General features: G+C 58.1%; 15 protein-coding genes. 4 read left to right on the forward strand and 11 right to left on the reverse strand.

Annotation, left to right across the window (positions count from 1 at the left end):
* Positions 1–134 precede the first annotated feature (134 nt).
* Entirely contained in the window at positions 135–689 is a 555-nt protein-coding gene (gene phaR / locus QMP16_RS22300; protein ID WP_282154194.1) for a polyhydroxyalkanoate synthesis repressor PhaR, read from the forward strand.
* Positions 690–700: 11 nt separating this feature from the next.
* The gene (locus QMP16_RS22305; RefSeq protein WP_282121507.1) at positions 701–1,459 is read left to right on the forward strand and encodes a trypsin-like serine peptidase; all 759 of its coding nucleotides are present in this window, start codon (positions 701–703) and stop codon (positions 1,457–1,459) included.
* A 6-nt stretch (positions 1,460–1,465) separates the two neighbouring features.
* Here the strand turns inward: QMP16_RS22305 and QMP16_RS22310 are convergent, their stop codons facing one another.
* The 7 genes from QMP16_RS22310 to QMP16_RS22340 all read right to left on the reverse strand — a co-directional run bounded on the left by QMP16_RS22310 (position 1,466) and on the right by QMP16_RS22340 (position 10,309).
* Positions 1,466–2,680, reverse strand: a complete 1,215-nt coding sequence (locus tag QMP16_RS22310; protein WP_282154195.1) for a DegT/DnrJ/EryC1/StrS family aminotransferase — start codon at positions 2,678–2,680, stop codon at positions 1,466–1,468.
* 113 nt (positions 2,681–2,793) lie between these two features.
* Positions 2,794–4,098 (reverse strand): NAD(P)/FAD-dependent oxidoreductase, encoded by a 1,305-nt coding sequence (locus QMP16_RS22315; protein WP_282154196.1) that lies wholly within the window; start codon positions 4,096–4,098, stop codon positions 2,794–2,796.
* 8 nt (positions 4,099–4,106) lie between these two features.
* Entirely contained in the window at positions 4,107–5,465 is a 1,359-nt protein-coding gene (locus QMP16_RS22320; protein ID WP_282154197.1) for a glutamine synthetase family protein, read from the reverse strand.
* Positions 5,465–6,145: a type 1 glutamine amidotransferase gene (locus tag QMP16_RS22325; RefSeq protein WP_282154198.1), complete on the reverse strand. Its 681-nt coding sequence runs from the start codon at positions 6,143–6,145 to the stop codon at positions 5,465–5,467. Before QMP16_RS22325 ends, QMP16_RS22320 begins: the two co-directional genes overlap by 1 nt.
* 59 nt (positions 6,146–6,204) lie before the next feature.
* On the reverse strand, positions 6,205–7,524 hold the full coding sequence (locus tag QMP16_RS22330; RefSeq protein WP_282154199.1) for a glutamine synthetase family protein: 1,320 nt from the start codon (positions 7,522–7,524) through the stop codon (positions 6,205–6,207).
* Positions 7,525–7,654: 130 nt separating this feature from the next.
* A complete protein-coding gene (locus QMP16_RS22335; RefSeq protein ID WP_282154200.1) occupies positions 7,655–9,841 on the reverse strand; it encodes a xanthine dehydrogenase family protein molybdopterin-binding subunit in 2,187 nt (728 codons plus the stop codon).
* Positions 9,842–9,844: 3 nt separating this feature from the next.
* Positions 9,845–10,309, reverse strand: coding sequence for a (2Fe-2S)-binding protein (locus QMP16_RS22340; protein WP_282154201.1), 465 nt, complete (start codon positions 10,307–10,309; stop codon positions 9,845–9,847).
* A gap of 140 nt (positions 10,310–10,449) precedes the next feature.
* Here QMP16_RS22340 and QMP16_RS22345 point away from each other — a divergent pair, with 140 nt between their 5' ends.
* Entirely contained in the window at positions 10,450–11,052 is a 603-nt protein-coding gene (locus tag QMP16_RS22345; protein WP_282154202.1) for a TetR/AcrR family transcriptional regulator, read from the forward strand.
* Positions 11,053–11,105: 53 nt separating this feature from the next.
* On the opposite strand, the gene QMP16_RS22350 is transcribed toward QMP16_RS22345, so the two are convergent.
* The 4 genes from QMP16_RS22350 to QMP16_RS22365 are packed head-to-tail and all read right to left on the reverse strand — an operon-like array spanning position 11,106 to position 14,901.
* Positions 11,106–11,894, reverse strand: a complete 789-nt coding sequence (locus tag QMP16_RS22350; RefSeq protein WP_282154203.1) for a heme ABC transporter ATP-binding protein — start codon at positions 11,892–11,894, stop codon at positions 11,106–11,108.
* A gap of 3 nt (positions 11,895–11,897) precedes the next feature.
* Entirely contained in the window at positions 11,898–12,974 is a 1,077-nt protein-coding gene (locus tag QMP16_RS22355; protein ID WP_282154204.1) for a FecCD family ABC transporter permease, read from the reverse strand.
* Positions 12,971–13,846: a heme/hemin ABC transporter substrate-binding protein gene (locus QMP16_RS22360; protein WP_282154205.1), complete on the reverse strand. Its 876-nt coding sequence runs from the start codon at positions 13,844–13,846 to the stop codon at positions 12,971–12,973. The genes QMP16_RS22355 and QMP16_RS22360 overlap by 4 nt, the downstream gene beginning before the upstream one ends.
* The gene (locus QMP16_RS22365; RefSeq protein ID WP_282154220.1) at positions 13,846–14,901 is read right to left on the reverse strand and encodes a hemin-degrading factor; all 1,056 of its coding nucleotides are present in this window, start codon (positions 14,899–14,901) and stop codon (positions 13,846–13,848) included. Before QMP16_RS22365 ends, QMP16_RS22360 begins: the two co-directional genes overlap by 1 nt.
* Before the next feature lie 233 nt (positions 14,902–15,134).
* Between QMP16_RS22365 and QMP16_RS22370 the strand changes: the two genes are divergently transcribed.
* Positions 15,135–17,165, forward strand: a complete 2,031-nt coding sequence (locus QMP16_RS22370) for a TonB-dependent receptor domain-containing protein (RefSeq protein WP_282154206.1) — start codon at positions 15,135–15,137, stop codon at positions 17,163–17,165.
* Positions 17,166–17,185: the final 20 nt, after the last annotated feature.

The raw sequence follows: 17,185 nt of genomic DNA on the forward strand, positions 1-17,185 counted from the left end.
CAAACGCCGCGAGGCGCACCTACTCCTCCCAATCGGTGCTATCGCGCAGGGCAGGTCGAAAGACCTGCCCTTTCTTTTTGTGCTGCGCTCGCATAGTCTTTGCTGCAATGCATCATCCTTGGGGAGGGTAAACGGTGTCGGAACAAGAAAAACCACTGTTGATCAAACGTTACGCCAGCCGTCGGCTGTATAACACCGAGACCAGTGACTACGTCACGCTTGAAGACATCGCGTCGTTTATTCGGGACGGGCGCGAAGTACAGATCATAGACTTGAAGTCAGGTGATGATCTGACGCGGCAATATCTGCTGCAAATTATTGCTGAACACGAAAGCCGCGGCGAAAATGTGCTGCCGGTCAATGTGCTGAACGATCTGGTGCGCAGCTACATGTTGCCGGGTGGCGGTGTGATGCCGCAATTCCTGCAAAGCTCATTCGAGATGCTGCGGGAAAACCAGAGCAAGATGATGGAAAACATGAGTGCGATGAATCCGATGTCTCAGATGCCGGGGTTTGATGCAATGCAGGCCCAGCAGCAAGCATTCCTGAAAGCTATGACTGGTGGTCTGTCCGGCGGATGGTCCGGCCCGGACAAAGACGATGACGCCAAATCCGAGCCCAAGGAAGATTTGGAGGACATCAAAAAACAGTTGGCGGAACTGCAGCAAAAGCTGTCCAAGCTTAACTGACGCGGCCTAAGATGCGCTGGTTGATCCTGAGTATCACGATACTTTGGATGCAACCCGCGTTGTCGCAGGGCATTTTCTCAGACCAGTGGTCGCAAATTTGTACATTGGGGACACGGGCCGAAGCCGGATGTGACGCGATTCGTGCACGCGAAATTCTTGCGGCCGATCAGCCACCGTGGCGCGCGATTGGACGTGTTAATTTTGCCAGTCGGGATCAGAAGTCTCACTGCACCGGGGTTCTTGTTTCGGACAATCTTGTCCTGACTGCGGCGCATTGTCTGTACAACACACCGCGTCAGCGGTGGATTCCACCCTCAAGCATCCGTTTTGCCGCCGGTTATCAGCGCGGAGAAGCCGCTGTGATTTCAGGAGTGAAAGCGTATCGGGTTCATCCTGAACAGGGCGTTGAAGGCCGGTTTGATGACAGATCAAACTTGGATTGGGCGGTTCTGGAACTCAGTGCACCGATTGGGCGGCAGGTCGGTTATCTGCCGCTGGGGGATGATAGCGCCACTAGCACGTTTGTTGCGGGCTATCCCGGTATCCGGCCCCATGTGCTGAGCAAAACAAAGACCTGCCAGCCGCGCCACCATTCAAGCGGGGTTTTGCTGGCGACATGTCCTGTCATGATGGGGGATTCTGGTGCGCCCTTGTTGGTCGAGATGGACACTGGATTGCAGGTTGTCGGCATCCTATCCCGCGTGGCTGCAACCCCTAAGGGGATCACAGCACTGTTTCTGCCGGTCGATCTTTTTGACCTTGGACCCTAGTTTTCGTCAGGTTCCGTACACCGGAACCGGGCCTGTAACCTCGCCCACAGACGCCAGCAGGATATCCGAAATCACATCCAGCTCTTCGCGCGTCAGGCGCACAGGCAACCGGACATCGCAGGCCTTCATAAGCATTGCGCGAGTTTGCGGTAGCTCGAACTTTTCCGGCAGGAATTGCCAATTCCAGAATGCGCGGGCGTTGTCCTGGCTCAGACCAAAGACCTGAACTTTGACGCCACGCGCCTCAGTCGCCGCAGCGAAGGCGCGGATATCGTTGTCGTCCATGTCCACCAGGTTGAACTGTATGGAATCCGGTGCCCGGCGTTCGGGCTCCAGAGGGGCAGGGACGTCGATATGGGGCGATGTATTCAACCGGTCTGCAACATAGTCGTGGTTGGACAGGCCGTCACGCACACGACGCGCAAGTTCCGGTATTTGTGGCCGGATCACCGCAGCGCTGAGATTGCTCATCCGCAAGTTATAGAGCGGCAATTGGTTCTGCCAGCGGGCAAATGCCTGCTCCAACTCGGGCGAGTTGTCGCCTTGCGGCCCTTTGTGTTTCTTCCAGTTATGTTCGTACGCGCCCGACATGATCACGGCTTGTGCCACCAGATCGGCATCATCAGTGATCAGAATACCGCCTTCACCTGCGTTAATCATCTTGTAGGACTGGAACGAGAAACAGCCGATCTTGCCGATCGTGCCAATATTGCGCCCGTGCCAAGTTGTGCCTAGCGAGTGTGCCGCGTCCTCGATCACAGGGATGTCGCGTGCGTCACACAGCGCCATGATCGCATCCATGTCCGAGGTGTGGCCGCGCATATGGCTGATGATCACAGCCTGAATCCCGTCCAGTTTGGCCTCGAAATCACTCATGTCGATGCGATAATTCTCACCCACTTCGCACAGGACCGGAATGCAGTCCGCGTGCACGACCGAGGACGGAACGGCCGCAAAGGTGAAGCCGGGGATCAAAACCCGCGCATCCCGCGGCAGACCGAGCGCCTTGAGCGACAGGAACAAGGCAGCCGAGCAGGACGAAACGGCCAGGGCATATTTACTGCCCAGCAGCTTGGCAAACTCGGCCTCAAGCAAGGCAACCGGCCCATCCTGCGGCGCGGTATAGCGAAACAGATCGCCTGACTGCATCAAGGCGTCGATGGCTTCTTTTGCTGCTGGGGGGATGGGTTCGGCGGCATGAACGTTTGGCGGAAGCGTCATATTTGATTTTCCCAAATTCTATCTTTGGGAAAGATAAAGCTAAACAAAATGCAATCCAAGCCTTCATTCGCCCCTAAGGCGACATTTTACCGATCTGTCGAAATTCCCAAATGTTAGAAGCCCAACCGGTCCCGTAGCGCGAACCATGTCATCGCAAGCACCAGCAGCGGGCTGCGCAGGGCGGGGCCTCCTGGAAAGGGCATGGCGGGGACGCGGGCCATCGTGTCGAACCCTTCGGCTTGCCCCTGGATGGCCAGTGCCATCAGTTGGCCCGCATGCGTGGCCGTGCCGACCCCGTGCCCAGAATAACCCGACGCGGAAAGGATATTGGGCGCGATCCGCGCCAGATACGGCATCCGACGCATTGTGATGGCCAGAGTGCCGCCCCAAGCGTAGTCGATATTTACATCCCTTAAGTGCGGGAAAATCTCGGTCATCGGTTTGCGTACTGTTGCCGCGATGTCACTGGGAAAACGGTAGCCGTAGCTTTCGCCGCCGCCGAACAGCAGGCGACCATCGGCACTGAGGCGGAAGTAATTCACCACGAACTTGGTGTCGGCGACAGCCACGTCTTTTGTCAGAACGCGGGCGGTATCCGCGCCCAAAGGCTCGGTCGCGGCGATGAAGTTGTTGATAGGCATGACCTTGGTGGCCACCTTGCGGTTCAGATCTCCGAGATATCCGTTGCAGGCCAGAATAACGTGGTCTGCCGTCACATTGCCCTGCGCGGATTTCACAACGGCTGGGGTGGTTTCTTCGACGCCAAGAACCTCGGTGCTTTCAAAGATGCGTACGCCTGCTTTTGCCGCTGCCTGAGCCAGCCCCAACGCAAAATTCAACGGGTGCAGATGCGCCGCGCCCATATCCAGATAGCCGCCCCGATAAGAGGGCGAAGGACACAATGCCTGACCTGCGCCTTCGTCCAGAACCTCCATCTGGTCATAACCATAGCGGTCGGACAGATGTGCCGCGTGATCATGAAGCTCTTGCTGCTCACCATTGCTGAGGCCCAAAACGGCCACGCCGGGTTTCAGGTCACAGTCGATCTGGTGCTTCGCAATCAGCAATTTGACCAGTTCTTTTGCGTCCTCGGCCAGATCCCACAGCTTGGCGGCGTCATCATCGCCGACCAACCGTTCGAGGTCTTCCTGATCCATCCGCTGCGCACTGCCCAGCTGACCGCCATTGCGGCCTGATGCCCCAAAGCCAACGCGGTGCGCCTCAAGCAGGACAACGTCGAACCCTGCTTCGGCCAGATGTAACGCGGCGGACAGGCCGGTATACCCGCCGCCCACGATGCAAACATCAGCCTTCACATCGCCGGACAGCGCGGGGAAGCGGTCCACCGGATTGGCCGTCGCCGCGTACCAGCTGGCCGGGTATTCGGCCTTGCGGTCATTGGAATAAAGCAGGTTCATCGGGTGCCTCAGACATTCATCAGCAGATGTTCGCGCTCCCACGGAGAGATGACCTGCAGGAATTCCTCGTACTCGGCCCGTTTGACGATGCCATAGACGCGGGCGAACTCAGGGCCCAGAACTTCGTGCAAGGCAGTGGCCTCATCAAACAGGTCCAAAGCGTTGCCCATCACCTGCGGGATGTCACCTTCGCCCTCATATGCGTCACCATAGAATTGGCGGCGCGGGCGTTCTTGCCGGGTCAGGCCCAGATAACCACAGGCCAGAGACAGCGCGATGCCCAGATAGGGGTTGCAGTCCATCCCTGCGATCCGGTTTTCCACGCGGCGTGCCTCGGGGCCGGACAGGGGCACACGAATGCCCGTTGTGCGATTGTCACGCGCCCATTCCAGATTGATCGGCGCGGCGTGGTCTTTCACGTAACGGCGGTAGGAGTTCACGTAAGGCGCCATCACGGCCAGACCTGCAGGCAAGTGGTTCTGCAAACCGGCGATAAAGTTGTAGAATGCGTCCGTTTCACCACCCTGAGGACCCGAAAAGATGTTCTGGCCTGTTTCCATGTCGATAATCGAGTGGTGGATGTGCATGGCCGAGCCTGGCTCATCCTCGATCGGTTTTGCCATGAACGTGGCAAAGCAGTTGTGGCGCAGCGCGGCCTCGCGGATCAGACGTTTGAAGTAGAACACTTCGTCGGCCAGTTTGACCGGGTCGCCGTGACGCAGGTTGATTTCCAGCTGACCCGCGCCGCCTTCCTGCGTGATGCCGTCAATTTCGAACCCTTGATGCTCGGCGAAATCATAGATGTCGTCGATCACAGGCCCGAACTCGTCCACCGCGGTCATCGAATAGGCCTGCCGCGCGGCTGCCGGACGGCCCGAACGGCCCATCATCGGTTTGATGCCCTGCGCCGGGTCGACATTGGGGGCGACCAGAAAGAACTCCATTTCCGGTGCTACGACCGGTTTCCATCCCTTGTCGTGATACAGTTGCACGACGCGTTTCAGAACATTTCGCGGGCTGAAAGGGATCGGCTTGTCGTCCCGGTCATAGGCGTCGTGAATAACCTGCAATGTCCAGTCACCCGTCCACGGCGCAGCGGAGGCGGTCGAGAAATCAGGTTTCAGGATCATGTCCCGTTCGATGAACCCGTCTTCGCCTGCAGCTTCGCCCCAATCGCCGGTGATGGTTTGATAAAAGATGCTGTCGGGCAGGTGGAAATAAGTCTGCCGCGCGAACTTGCTGGCAGGTACGGCCTTGCCGCGCGCGATGCCGGGCAGGTCTGAGATAATGCATTCAACTTCATCCAGCCGGTGGCCGGAGATATAATTTTTTGCTGCCTCTGGCAGCTGGTCTGTCCAGTCGGCCATCAGGCCCTCTCTTTCTTCAGAAATTCTGCCATGTGCCGTCCGATGGTCGCGTTGTCGTCGGGTCCAGGCAGCCGGTTAGCGGCAGCTTCCATCAACGGGTCGGGAACAACACCCTTGCCACGCGTTTCCATCAGGCCCTGGATAAAGGCATCGCCGTATTCCGGGTGGGCCTGCACGGTCCAGATGTTGTCGCCATAACTTACCATCGCATTGCGGCAAAAGTCGTTGGTGCCTGTCACACGTGCGCCTTCGGGCAATTCAACCACCTGATCCTGATGCCAGGCATTCAGGGTGACGGATTGGCCTTCCAAGTCATATTCGGTGCGCCCGACGGCCCAACCACCGGTAAACTTTTCGACTTTGCCGCCCAGGGCTTGCGCGATGATCTGGTGGCCAAAGCACACGCCGATCAGCGGACGACCGCTGTGTTGAATGGCGCGGATCAGATCCTCGAGCGGCGGTATCCACGCATGATCCTCATACGCGCCATGGCGCGAGCCGGTGATGATCCAGCCATCAGCCTGAAACGCGTCCTTGGGAAATTGTCCGTCTACAACGGCGAAGGTTTCGTAGGTAAAACCGTTGCCGTCCAGCAGCGCGGCAAACATCGCGTCATATTCGCTAAATTTGTCCTGCAGTTCATCAGGTGGATGGCCGGTCAGTAGGATGCCGATTTTCATGGGTCACCAAATTTGATCAAATTTATTCTAGCCCAGCGGATGCGGGCGGGCAAGAGGGCTCATACGGCTTCGACATAGCTCAGCCAATGGTTTTCGGATGGACGCTCGGCGAACCGCCTGATTTCTTGTCGCTTGGTCATGGCGAAATAGCGGATCAGGTCGGCCGGAAAGATGCCCGCGACTCTGGGGTCTGTTTCAAAGGCTGTGATGGCTTGGGTCCAGTCGGCAGCCAATTGCGGCAGCCCTTCGATCTCATAGGCATTGCCCGAAATCGGGGCAGGCGGTTCCGACTGATCTTCGATGCCGTTCATGGCGGCCCCAAGAACAGCGGCCAAGATCAGATAGGGGTTGATGTCCCCACCGGCGACGCGGTGTTCGATCCGTCGTGCGACCGGCGCGCCACCGGGAATACGCACAGCCGCAGTGCGGTTCTCATAGGCCCAACACGCACCGGTTGGGGCGTGCGCGCCCGGGACCAGACGCGTGTATGAATTCCCGTGCGGTGCAAAAACAAGCGTACATCCGGGCATCGCCGTCAGACATCCCGCCACCGCCCACCGAAGAAAATCGGTGCCTTCTGGTCCACCGTTGTCAAACACGTTGCGGCCCTGTTGATCCACGACCGAGAAATGGACATGCATCCCGTTGCCAGCGTCATCGGCGTAGGGTTTCGCCATGAAGGTTGCGGTGAACCCGTGTTTGCGGGCAAGGCCACGCGTCAAGGCCTTGAAAAGCCATGTATCATCGGCACAGCGCATGGCGTTTTGGTGATTCAGGTTGATTTCGAACTGGCCAATGCCGCTTTCCGAGATGGCGGTTTGCGCGGGAATTCCCATCGCAGCGCATCCGTCATAAAGGTCGGTGAAGAACGCATCGAAGGCATCCATTTCTGCCATCGACAGGACTGCCTCATCCTCCAGTCGTCGCTGGGTCACGGGATTGACCGGCGGCTGCGGATGCGCACCCGAGGCGTCTAGCAAAGTGAACTCCAGCTCTGTCGCCGCAATGACCGACCAGCCACGCTGTGCATAGCGATCAAGAACAGAGGCAAGTGCATGCCTGGGGTCGCCAGCAAACGGGGTGCCTTCGTCGTCATACAGGCACATGGGGACCAGGGCGGTTTCCGTTTCCAGCCAAGGCACTGGCACTGGGCCGCGCTCGGTCGGAAGCAAGACACCATCTGCGTCACCGGATTCGAATACCAGCGGGCTGCCGTCGATATCCGCGCCCCACAGGTCGACATTCAACGCTGAAAACGGCATGCGCAGCGTGCCTTTGTCCAGCTTGTCGGCGTAAGAGGGCGGCACACGCTTGCCTCGCATCTGACCATTCAGGTCACATGCGGCAACGCGAAAACTGTGCAGGGCGCTCAGATCCATCACTGACTCCATTACTCTGGCTACCCGAGGTGTAATAGAGGAGTGACCTGTTGTCACGAAATTTGATCAAATTATCTTTGACTGAGAAAAACCCCGCGCTCGTCCAGTGGGACAGGCGCGGGGTTGACCGTCAGACGAAGCTGACGCCGTTTTCCACCATCGGCAGAGTGGTGACTTTCACGCCGGAAAGCGCCCGGATCGCATTGGCCAGCGCGGGGGGCGAAGGCGGTGTGCCGGGTTCTCCAACACCAGTGGGGGCTTCGGCGGAAGGCACGATATGAACGTCAATCTCGGCAATATCGCCGATGCGCAGCGGTTCATAATCAGGGAAGTTGTACTGGTCCACCGCGCCTTGGGTCAGCGTGATCTGATCACGCATGACGTGGCCGATACCATATCCGATACCGCCTTCCATCTGCGCGCGCACCACGTCGGGGTTCACGGCAATCCCGCAATCCACGGCGCATGTGACCTTCTCGATCTTGATGCCGTTTTCCGGATCACCGGACACCTCAACAACCTGTGCGGCATAAGACCCAAAGGACTTATGCACCGCGATACCTTGTGCGCGACCCGCAGTAGCATTACCCCAACCGGCCTTCTCAACAGCCAGCTTCAGAACTTCTGCCTTGCGTTGCTGATCCGCATTATTGGTGTCCGCCAGATGGGACAGACGGAATTCTACCGGGTCACGACCCGCAGCCTCGGCCACGGTATCCATCATTGTCTCCATGACATACCCGGTGTGCGTGTGCCCCACCGAGCGCCACCAAAGAACCGTTGTTGCCTTGGGGGTATCGGTTAAACCCAAGGCCATTCCGGGGATGTCATACGGGCTGTCGGCAATGCCTTCGACAGAGCTGTGGTCGACCCCGTCATGTACCGCGACGGCCTCAAACGGTGTGCCCTTGATGACCGACTGACCGGCGACCTGATGCTGCCAGCCGACGATTTTGCCATCGGCGTCCAGGCCAACGCGAACCCTGTGGCCGAAGGCGGGGCGGTAGTAACCGCTGCGGATATCATCTTCGCGTGTCCACACCAGTTTGACCGGGCGCGAGCGGTCTGTGACCACAAAGGCCAGCGCAGCCTCAACCTGATAATCTGCATCTGGCGTCGCCCGCCGTCCAAAGGATCCGCCGGCCAGCATTGTTTTGATGTGAATCTTTTCTGGCGGCAGTTGGAAGATCTGCTGATAGGCCATATGCGGGCCGGTCGGCATCTGGGCACCATCGTGCAGGACAATGTCACCTTCGGCAGTTTGCTCGATGGTGCAGTTCAGCGGTTCCATCGGGGCATGTGCCAAAAGCGGGAAATAGAAGGTCTTTTCAACGACCGTGTCCGCGCCATCAATGGTCGCCGACACCGCTGCGACATCCGCCTTGTTCACGTTATACGTGGCTTCGGCGTCCAGAGCGGCCATGATTTCGGCCTTGATCTGGTCCGAGTCGCGGGTCTCAGATCCGGACATGTCCCAGTCTACCTCAAGCGCGTCACGCGCCTGAATGGCGGCCCAGGTGTTTTCGGCATAGACAGCGACACCAGCCTGATTGGGCAGGATGGCGGCACTGATATAGCCTTTGACCTCTTTTGACGCGCTGTCGTCAAAGCCGCTTGCGATGCCACCCTTCGATTCGGGCCGTTTGATCATGGCGACCATCTGGTTCGGCAGATGGACATCCATCGCGTACATTGCCTGACCGTTGCCTTTGATTGCGGAATCCTTGCGGCGCACCGTCTCGTTGCCGATCAGACGGAACTCTGACGGGTCTTTTAAGCGCGGCTCGGCCGGGGCCTCCAGTTGAGAGGCCGCGGCCACGAATTCAGCGATTGGGGCCGATTTGTCGCCTGCCTTGACGATACCTTCCTCAATGGTGATGCCGGATGCGTCCACGCCCCAGCTTTGCGCGGCGGCATTGATCAGCATCTCACGCGCCGCCGCACCTGCCTGACGGTATTGCATCCACGAATTCGCCATTGCGGTTGATCCGCCAGTGCCCTGGAAGGGACCGAACAGCAGGTTGTTATAGACCTGCGGGTTGGACGGCGCGAATTCGTATTCGATCTGGTCCATGGTCAGGCCGATTTCCTCTGCGATCAGCGTCGGCAGGCCGGTTGCTGGACCTTGGCCCTTTTCAAAATGCTTGACGATGGCCGTTACGGTTCCATCGGCGTCGATTTTGACGAATGGGTTGAATTGAGCGGTCTCTGACGAAGCAGCCGCTAGCGCCCCATCAGGGCGTGCGCCAACCAGCAGGACGGCACCGGCAGCAGCGGCACCTTTCAGAAATCCACGGCGGGAGGTGTTGATGGTCATGGATCAGGCCTCCAAAATTTCAGATGCGCGCTGGATGCCGGCGCGAATGCGTTGATAGGTGGCGCAACGGCAGGCGTTGCCATGCATGTAATCGTCAATCTCTTCGACGCTGGGTTTGGGGTTTTCGGACAATAGTCCAACCGCCGACATCACCTGACCCGACTGGCAATAGCCGCACTGGACCACGTCGAGTTCGATCCAAGCTTGTTGAATGGCCGCACCGATTTTGTCGTCTCCAACCGCCTCGATTGTGGTGATCTCAGCATCTTCGACATCTTCGATGTAAGTCTGGCACGAGCGCACAGGCTCGCCGTTCAGATGCACGGTGCACGCGCCACAGGATGCGACGCCGCAGCCGAATTTTGTTCCAGTCAGCTTAAGTTCATCCCGGATCACCCAGAGCAGGGGCGTGCCGGGTTCGGCGTCGACCGTGTGGGTCTCGCCGTTCAGTTTCAAAGTCAATGCCATGAGGGGGCTCTCCGTGTTGGGCTGGTTACCTGAGTCGGTAAACTGGCGGGTTTACACTAGGCCGGAAACCCGTGCGTGTAAACTGGTGAGTTTACGTAGTGTTTGACCTTGATCTGTCAATGGGTCTATAGCTTTAAAATATGAACGAATGCACAGCGCCGAATGCGTCCAAACATGCCCAGATCATCGAAGCGGCCGTAGCGGAATTCCAAGAAAAGGGGTTCGCCGCCGCCAGCATGGACCGTATTTCAGCGCAGGCCGAGGTGTCCAAGCGCACGCTTTACAAGTACTTTGAAAGCAAGGAAAACTTGTTTAGATCCATCGTGTTGGAGCTGTCTAACCGGTTCGCGGCCGTTCGGGATATCCGCTATGAAAAAGGGCGCGACATTCGTAAGCAGCTAACCGATCTGGCCTGGGCCGAGGGGCGCATTCTGATGCTGCCCGAAGTGATGGCGATGGCACGGATGGTGATCAGCGAAACTCTGCGCAACCCTGATCTGGCTGCCGCTGCGCAAGGCAAACTGGACAAAACAGCGATCTTTATCGAGATGCTGAGGGTTGCAGCCGAAGACGGGCAGTTACGGATCGAAAACCCCGAACAGGCGGGACAGGAATTCATCGGCCTGATCAAGTCCAGAGCTTTCTGGCCGATGGTTTTCTCTGGCAATGTTCTGACCGAAGTCGAAATGACCGCGACTATAGACAGCAGCGTCGAGATGATACTGAGCCGTTACGGCGTCTAGTTTCGGTGCGTGATTAGGGCAGGCGGAAATACTGCTCGCCCCAAGTGGGCCCTTTACGCGGTTAAGGCCTGTCGCATGGCCTGCGGCAGGATGAACGGAACCTGAGCTTTAGGAAGGGTGCTGATAGGCAGGTCGATACCATAGACCTGCAGCATCGTCTGGTCGTTCAGGATCGCAGTTGGTGTGCCTGAGCCCCAAACAGATCCTTCCGACATGACATACACATAATCGGCAAACAGCGCCGTCAGGTTCAGGTCATGCATCACCACAACAACGCCGCCGCCTTGTGTGGCGAAGTTTCGTGCGACGCCCAGCACAGTGAACTGATGTGCGATGTCCAGGCTTGCAACGGGTTCGTCCAGCAACAGCCATCTGGGCCGATCGTGGTATGTCGCGTCCCAGACTTGGGTCAGAACGCGGGCAAGCTGAACTCGTTGCTGCTCACCACCCGAAAGGTTCTGGTAAGACCGGTGCTCAAACCCAGCGAGGTCGACATGAGCCAGCGCGCGGGAAGGCAGGCTGTCATCCGCTGCAGCTAGCCCGTTTGCAAGGCCCAGTCGGACAATCTCGAGCACAGTGAAGGGAAAGGCAACGGTTGACGATTGCGGTAGAACCCCGCGCATTGCAGCCAGTTGCCAAGGCTTCAGCTCGGAAATGCTGTGCCCGTTCAGAGAAATCTCTCCACAAGATTCAAGTTCGCCTGATAAGGCTTTGAGTAACGTAGATTTCCCCGAGCCATTCGGGCCGATGATGGCTGTGACTTTTCCGGGTTCTGCGTCAAAATCCACGCCGTGGAGAATATCCTTACGGCCGAGTTTGACGTGTATGTTTTCGCCTTTCATCACTTACATTCCCATTGTTCCGTGACGCCGCAGCAGAATCCACAGGAAGACCGGTGCGCCTAAGATTGCAGTTACGATACCAATCGGCAGTTCGGCCGGTGCCACGATCAGGCGACTGATCATGTCGGCACACAGAAGTAAGCTAGCCCCCAACAGGGCCGAGTTCATCAACAGGCGGTGGTGGTCCGGCCCGGTCGCCAACCGCAGCAGATGCGGCACAACGATACCAATGAAACCTATGCCTCCGGATACGGCAACGGCGGCTCCGGTCGCGCCAGCCACGGCCAGAATGGCGATGTTCTTGCTGCGCTGAACCGAGATTCCCATGTGGTGCGCCACTGCTTCGCCCATCGCCATGCCGTTCAGCGCACGGGCAAGGAACTGGGCCGTGAACACGGAAATCAAGATGATCGGAGCGGCCGTGGCTGCTTTGGTCCATGTTGCGCCGGCCAGCGAGCCCATGCCCCAGAACGTCAGGTCGCGCAGCTGTTGGTCATCGGCCATGTAGACCAGAACCCCGGACACAGCGCCCGACAGCGCACCCAACGCGATCCCTGCCAACAGCATGGTTGCAACCGATGTCTGCCCGCCTCGTGTTGAAACGCGATAGAGCAGCAAGACGGACGTCCACCCGCCCAGAAATGCCGCCACGGCGACCAAGCTATTACCGACCCAGGCCAGAATGGAGGCGGGCAGGTACGCACCGAGGATGATCGCGGAAATCGCGCCCAGACCGGCACCTGCGCTGACGCCCACAATTCCGGGGTCAGCCAAAGGGTTGCGAAACAGGCCCTGCATCACCACGCCGGAAACCGCCAAAGCGGCGCCGACAAGAACTCCCATCGCCAGCCGGGGCAGTCGGATATCCCACAGGACGATCCGGTCGAGGTCCGACATGTCCCGCCCTGCAATCAGGTCCGTGAATGCTGCGCGAACGGATGCGTCCGACGCGCCGACCGAGATGCTGCAGATGCTGGTGAAGACCAACAGCGCCATAAGTGCCAGAGTGACCCGGCGCGCCGTCACTCGTCGGTCGTGGGCAGCCACGTTGAGCCCATCGTGATCCATTGCAAGGGTCATGAGCCGTTGATTCTCTGCAATTCCGCCGACAGATCAGCAATCGCCTCGGCCGTTCGGGGGCCAAAGCCCAGCAGATAGGCACCCTGCATGCGGATCAGACGTTTTTTCTGTCCAGCGGGCGTCAGCTTGATGGCTGGCATGGCAAACAGGTCTTCATTGGCGGTGATGTGGTTGCCTTGTCGATCCATCATCAGAATCACGTCCGGCGCGGTTGTGGCGATCGCTTCGGGTGTCATGGGTTTAAAACCCGATACGTTGCCAGCCGCGTTCACGCCGCCAGCCAGACGAATGATACTGTGTGCCTGTGTGTCCGCGCCGCCAACCATGATGCGATTATCCTGAGCTGACAGGACAAACAGAACCCGGGGTGTGCCGCCCACCGAAGCATCAACTGCATTCGAATGGGCCCCGTCAATCTTTGCACTGGTCTGATTGGCAAGTTCTTCGGCGGCATCTTCGACACCCAGGGCGGCCCCGACAGCCCGGATTTTTTCCACCACGCCATCGCGTGAATAGTCTTCACTGATCGAGACGAAGGGCACACCGGCCTCTTTGAGGACCTCTACCGCTTCGGGCGGACCGGATCCTTCCAGCGCCACAATCAGGTCGGGTTTCACCGACAAGACCCCTTCGGGGGACAGCGCACGTATATAGCCGACATCGGGCAGGTCCAGCACATCAACCGGGTAGGTCGAGGTCCGGTCCCGTCCAACAAGGCGGTCCTGCTGACCCAGGGCATAGACGATCTCTGTCACGGAACTGCCGATGGCGATGATGCGGTTGGGTTCTGGCTCATCTGCTGCGATGGCTGATGTTCCGATCACCGCGCTGGCTAGCGCGACGACCGATGAAAACCTGCAAAGGGGGCTCATCACGCCACCTCGGTTTCTTTTTTGGATTGCAGGCCTGCCACCAGTTGGTCCCAGGCCGGGCGGTGATCGTTTTCGCCTGAACGGCGACCAAATATCTGCAGAATAAGACCACCTCCGGCATCGAACGCCTCAACTGAAACGGCGGGTCCGCGTTGGGTGGGTTTGGTCACGGCCCAAACCTCGGCAATATGGTCTGAGCGCAGGTGCAAATTGAAGCGCGGATCAAGCACGTTGAACCACGGACCCATCTGTTTAAGCGTCTCAACCGACCCACCGTGAATTTCGATGCACCCCCGGTTGCCGACGAAGACCATGATCTCAAGCCCTTGGTCCCGGACCTGTTCGAACATCTGGGAAACCGTTGCCGGTTCAAGCGCGCGAACCAGCGGTTCACCAGCGACGCGGTAGGCGCCCAATCGGTTCATCTTCAGCTTTGAGGTCAGGCGCAGGAACTGGTGTGTATCCGTCATCTTGGCCCATTCCGATCGCAGAAGTTCGACCTTGTCGGTGTTCACCTTGGCGGCCTCGGTTGGCTTTCGCGGCTCGACACTCAGCGTCTGGGACTGGTCATCCGCCTTCAATTTGCTAACAAGCTCGCCCCAGTGGTTCAGGTCAGAGCCTTCACGCAAAAAGATCTTGTGCACGGCATCTCCGGCGGCATCAAAAAACTGAAGGGATCGCTTTGTCCCTTTGTCCGTTTCACGTTCGATGGCAAAGGCGTGGACCCAATGGCCGGGGAACATGCGCAGGTCAATCTCTTCGGTCAGAACCATCGAAGCATGCGCACCAGAGTGGTAGTTGTCGTATTGCCCTACCTTCTCGATGACGCAGGAGGGGTTGCGCGTCAGCGCCATGACCTCACCCAGCCCGTTGAGCATGGGGAAGATGTCATCAAGGCTTGCCGAAAGCCGCGTTACGTCGATACCCGCAAACGCCGCAACGAGTTGACCTTCGGTTATTCCAAGTGATTCCGCCAAATCGCGGTCACGTTTTCCGGTGTTTTCAACATAGGCTGCACGAATTTGATCCGGGGCCAGAAGCACCTGTTCCGTCATGGGTTTTTCCATCTTCGATTGTCATGGGTGTCGGGCTGGCACGGCCACCGTTGAACGCGGTGTACTGCTGGCGGCGGTCGTAAGGACGACCAGGAATTTATGTTGACTGTTTTAGTCAACTTTATTAACGAGCACAAGTCGCCAAAAAAGGCGATTCCAAAAATCATAAAAGACTGACCAAGCCAGCGCGGAGCAAGCCTTTCCGGTCCTCTTAAAATTTCGAAGGGACAGAAATGCGTTCGCGTATTCAAAAGATGGGGTTGCTTGGTACGGTGTCGTGCCTGAGCATGGTGGCGGCTGGTGCTTCGGCGCAGGAACTGGACGAAGGCTTCCTGGGCACGCTGGAACTGGGTGAAAGCAAACGGGAAATCCAAACGGATACTGCCGTGCCGGTCACCAATATTGATCAGGAAGAGATCAACGACCGTCAGGCTAACACCGTTGCAGAACTGATTGACACAGTTCCCGGTGTGACGCTGGTCAACGGCTCGACACCGCAAGGGTCGGGGATCAATATCCGTGGGTTCGGTGCCAACGGCACCTTTGGGACCGACCAGAAAGTGCTGATCCTTGTCGATGGGGCGACAACCGGCGCGGAAGAGTTGTATCGGATCGGCAATCAGTTGTTCACTGATCCGCAGCTATACAAAAGCGTCTCAGTCATTCGCGGCACAGTAGGCTCGTTCGAATACGGCTCGGGCGTTGTTGGCGGTGTCGTTCAGTTGGAAACCAAGGACGCGTCGGACTTTACCGGTGGTGAGCCCGGCTTCCGGTTCCGTCAAACGCTGGAAGGGTATTCCAATGGGAATGGCTTTGCCTCGTCGTCCATCCTGGCCTGGCAGCCAAACCGTCAGACCGAGTTCCTGTTCAACTATACCTATCGCGATCAGGACGATCAGAAGGATGGGAACGGCGACACGATTGGCAACAGCGCGTTCACGCTGCCGTCGCTGTTGGCCAAGGGAAAGTACAGCTTTGGCAACGATCTGGAGCATTCGATCACCGCGTCCTACAACCAGTCCACGTCGGAAGAACGCGATGTTCCGTATGACTCGTTCGGCACGACATCGGATTCATTTGGCAACGTAGACCGCGATATCGAAACGAAAATCGGCATTCTACGGTATCAATACCGTCCGGCGGGCAACGACCTGATCGATCTGGACGTAAACCTTAGCTACTCGGAGCAGGAGATTGACAGCTCTTACGTGCCCGGGTCCTCAAGCCTGGAAGGAACGCCATTCTTCCCAAGCATTCGTGGGCTGGCTGACGCGAAGCACAACTATGAAACCACGAAGCTGACGATCAAGAATACGTCGTACTTCCAAACCGGCGTCGCCTCGCACGACCTGCGCGCCGGGATCGAATTCATCAATCGCGAGCGTCTGGACGCGCCCTCGGCCCCTGGTGGTACCGATCGTCGTGTCGCACTGTTTGCCGTGGACGATATTCAGATCGGCGATCAGCTGACCATCACTCCGGCGATCCGGTACGAGACGCAGGACATCAAAGGCGACGGTGATGCACCGGCTCCGCGCAATGAAAGCTATGACAACAACGCGCTGATGGGCGGTTTGTCTGCAAGGTACGAATTTGCCAGCGGCTTTGCCGTGTTCGGCAGCGGTGCATACACGGAAAACCTGCCAATCATCGACGATCTTGGCACACCAGCATACATGACGCAGCCTGAAAAGTCGCGCACATGGGAAGCGGGCTTCTCGTATAACCGTGGCGATGTTTTTGCTGCGGGCGATGTGGTTCGTGCCAAGGTCAATTTCTATAAGACAGATCTTTGGGACATCACGTCTTATGTATCGGGCAGTCCTTCCCGCCCGCTGCAGGAAGTTGAAACCAAGGGCGTTGAAATCGAGGCATCTTATGCCAGCGCGGCTGGATACTATGTCGACTTCAACGCAAACATCGTCAAAGGGACTGAAACCAGCTCGCTTGGCGTGGACTCACCATGGCGGAACGAGCCGACAGACTCGGCGCGGGTAACAGTCGGCAAACGCTTTGGCGAAACTCTGGACGTCAGCTGGGAGCTGTTCGGCGCCAAATCCGGCACCGACTCAAGCGGAGATCCGGTTGCTGGCTACGGCGTGAACACCCTGCGCGCGACCTATCTGCCGCAGGAAGGCGCGTTTCAGGGTTTCGAAGTTCGCGCAGGCGTCGAGAACATCTTTGACAAGAACTATCTGCCGAACCTTTCGACCCGCAACTCACCGGGCCGGAACTTCAAGCTGACCCTGGCCAAAACCTTCTGATCCACACGAAAGGACCAGTC

Source organism: Ruegeria atlantica, from assembly GCF_947495585.1.
GTDB classification, from domain to species: Bacteria; Pseudomonadota; Alphaproteobacteria; order Rhodobacterales; family Rhodobacteraceae; genus Ruegeria; species Ruegeria atlantica_G.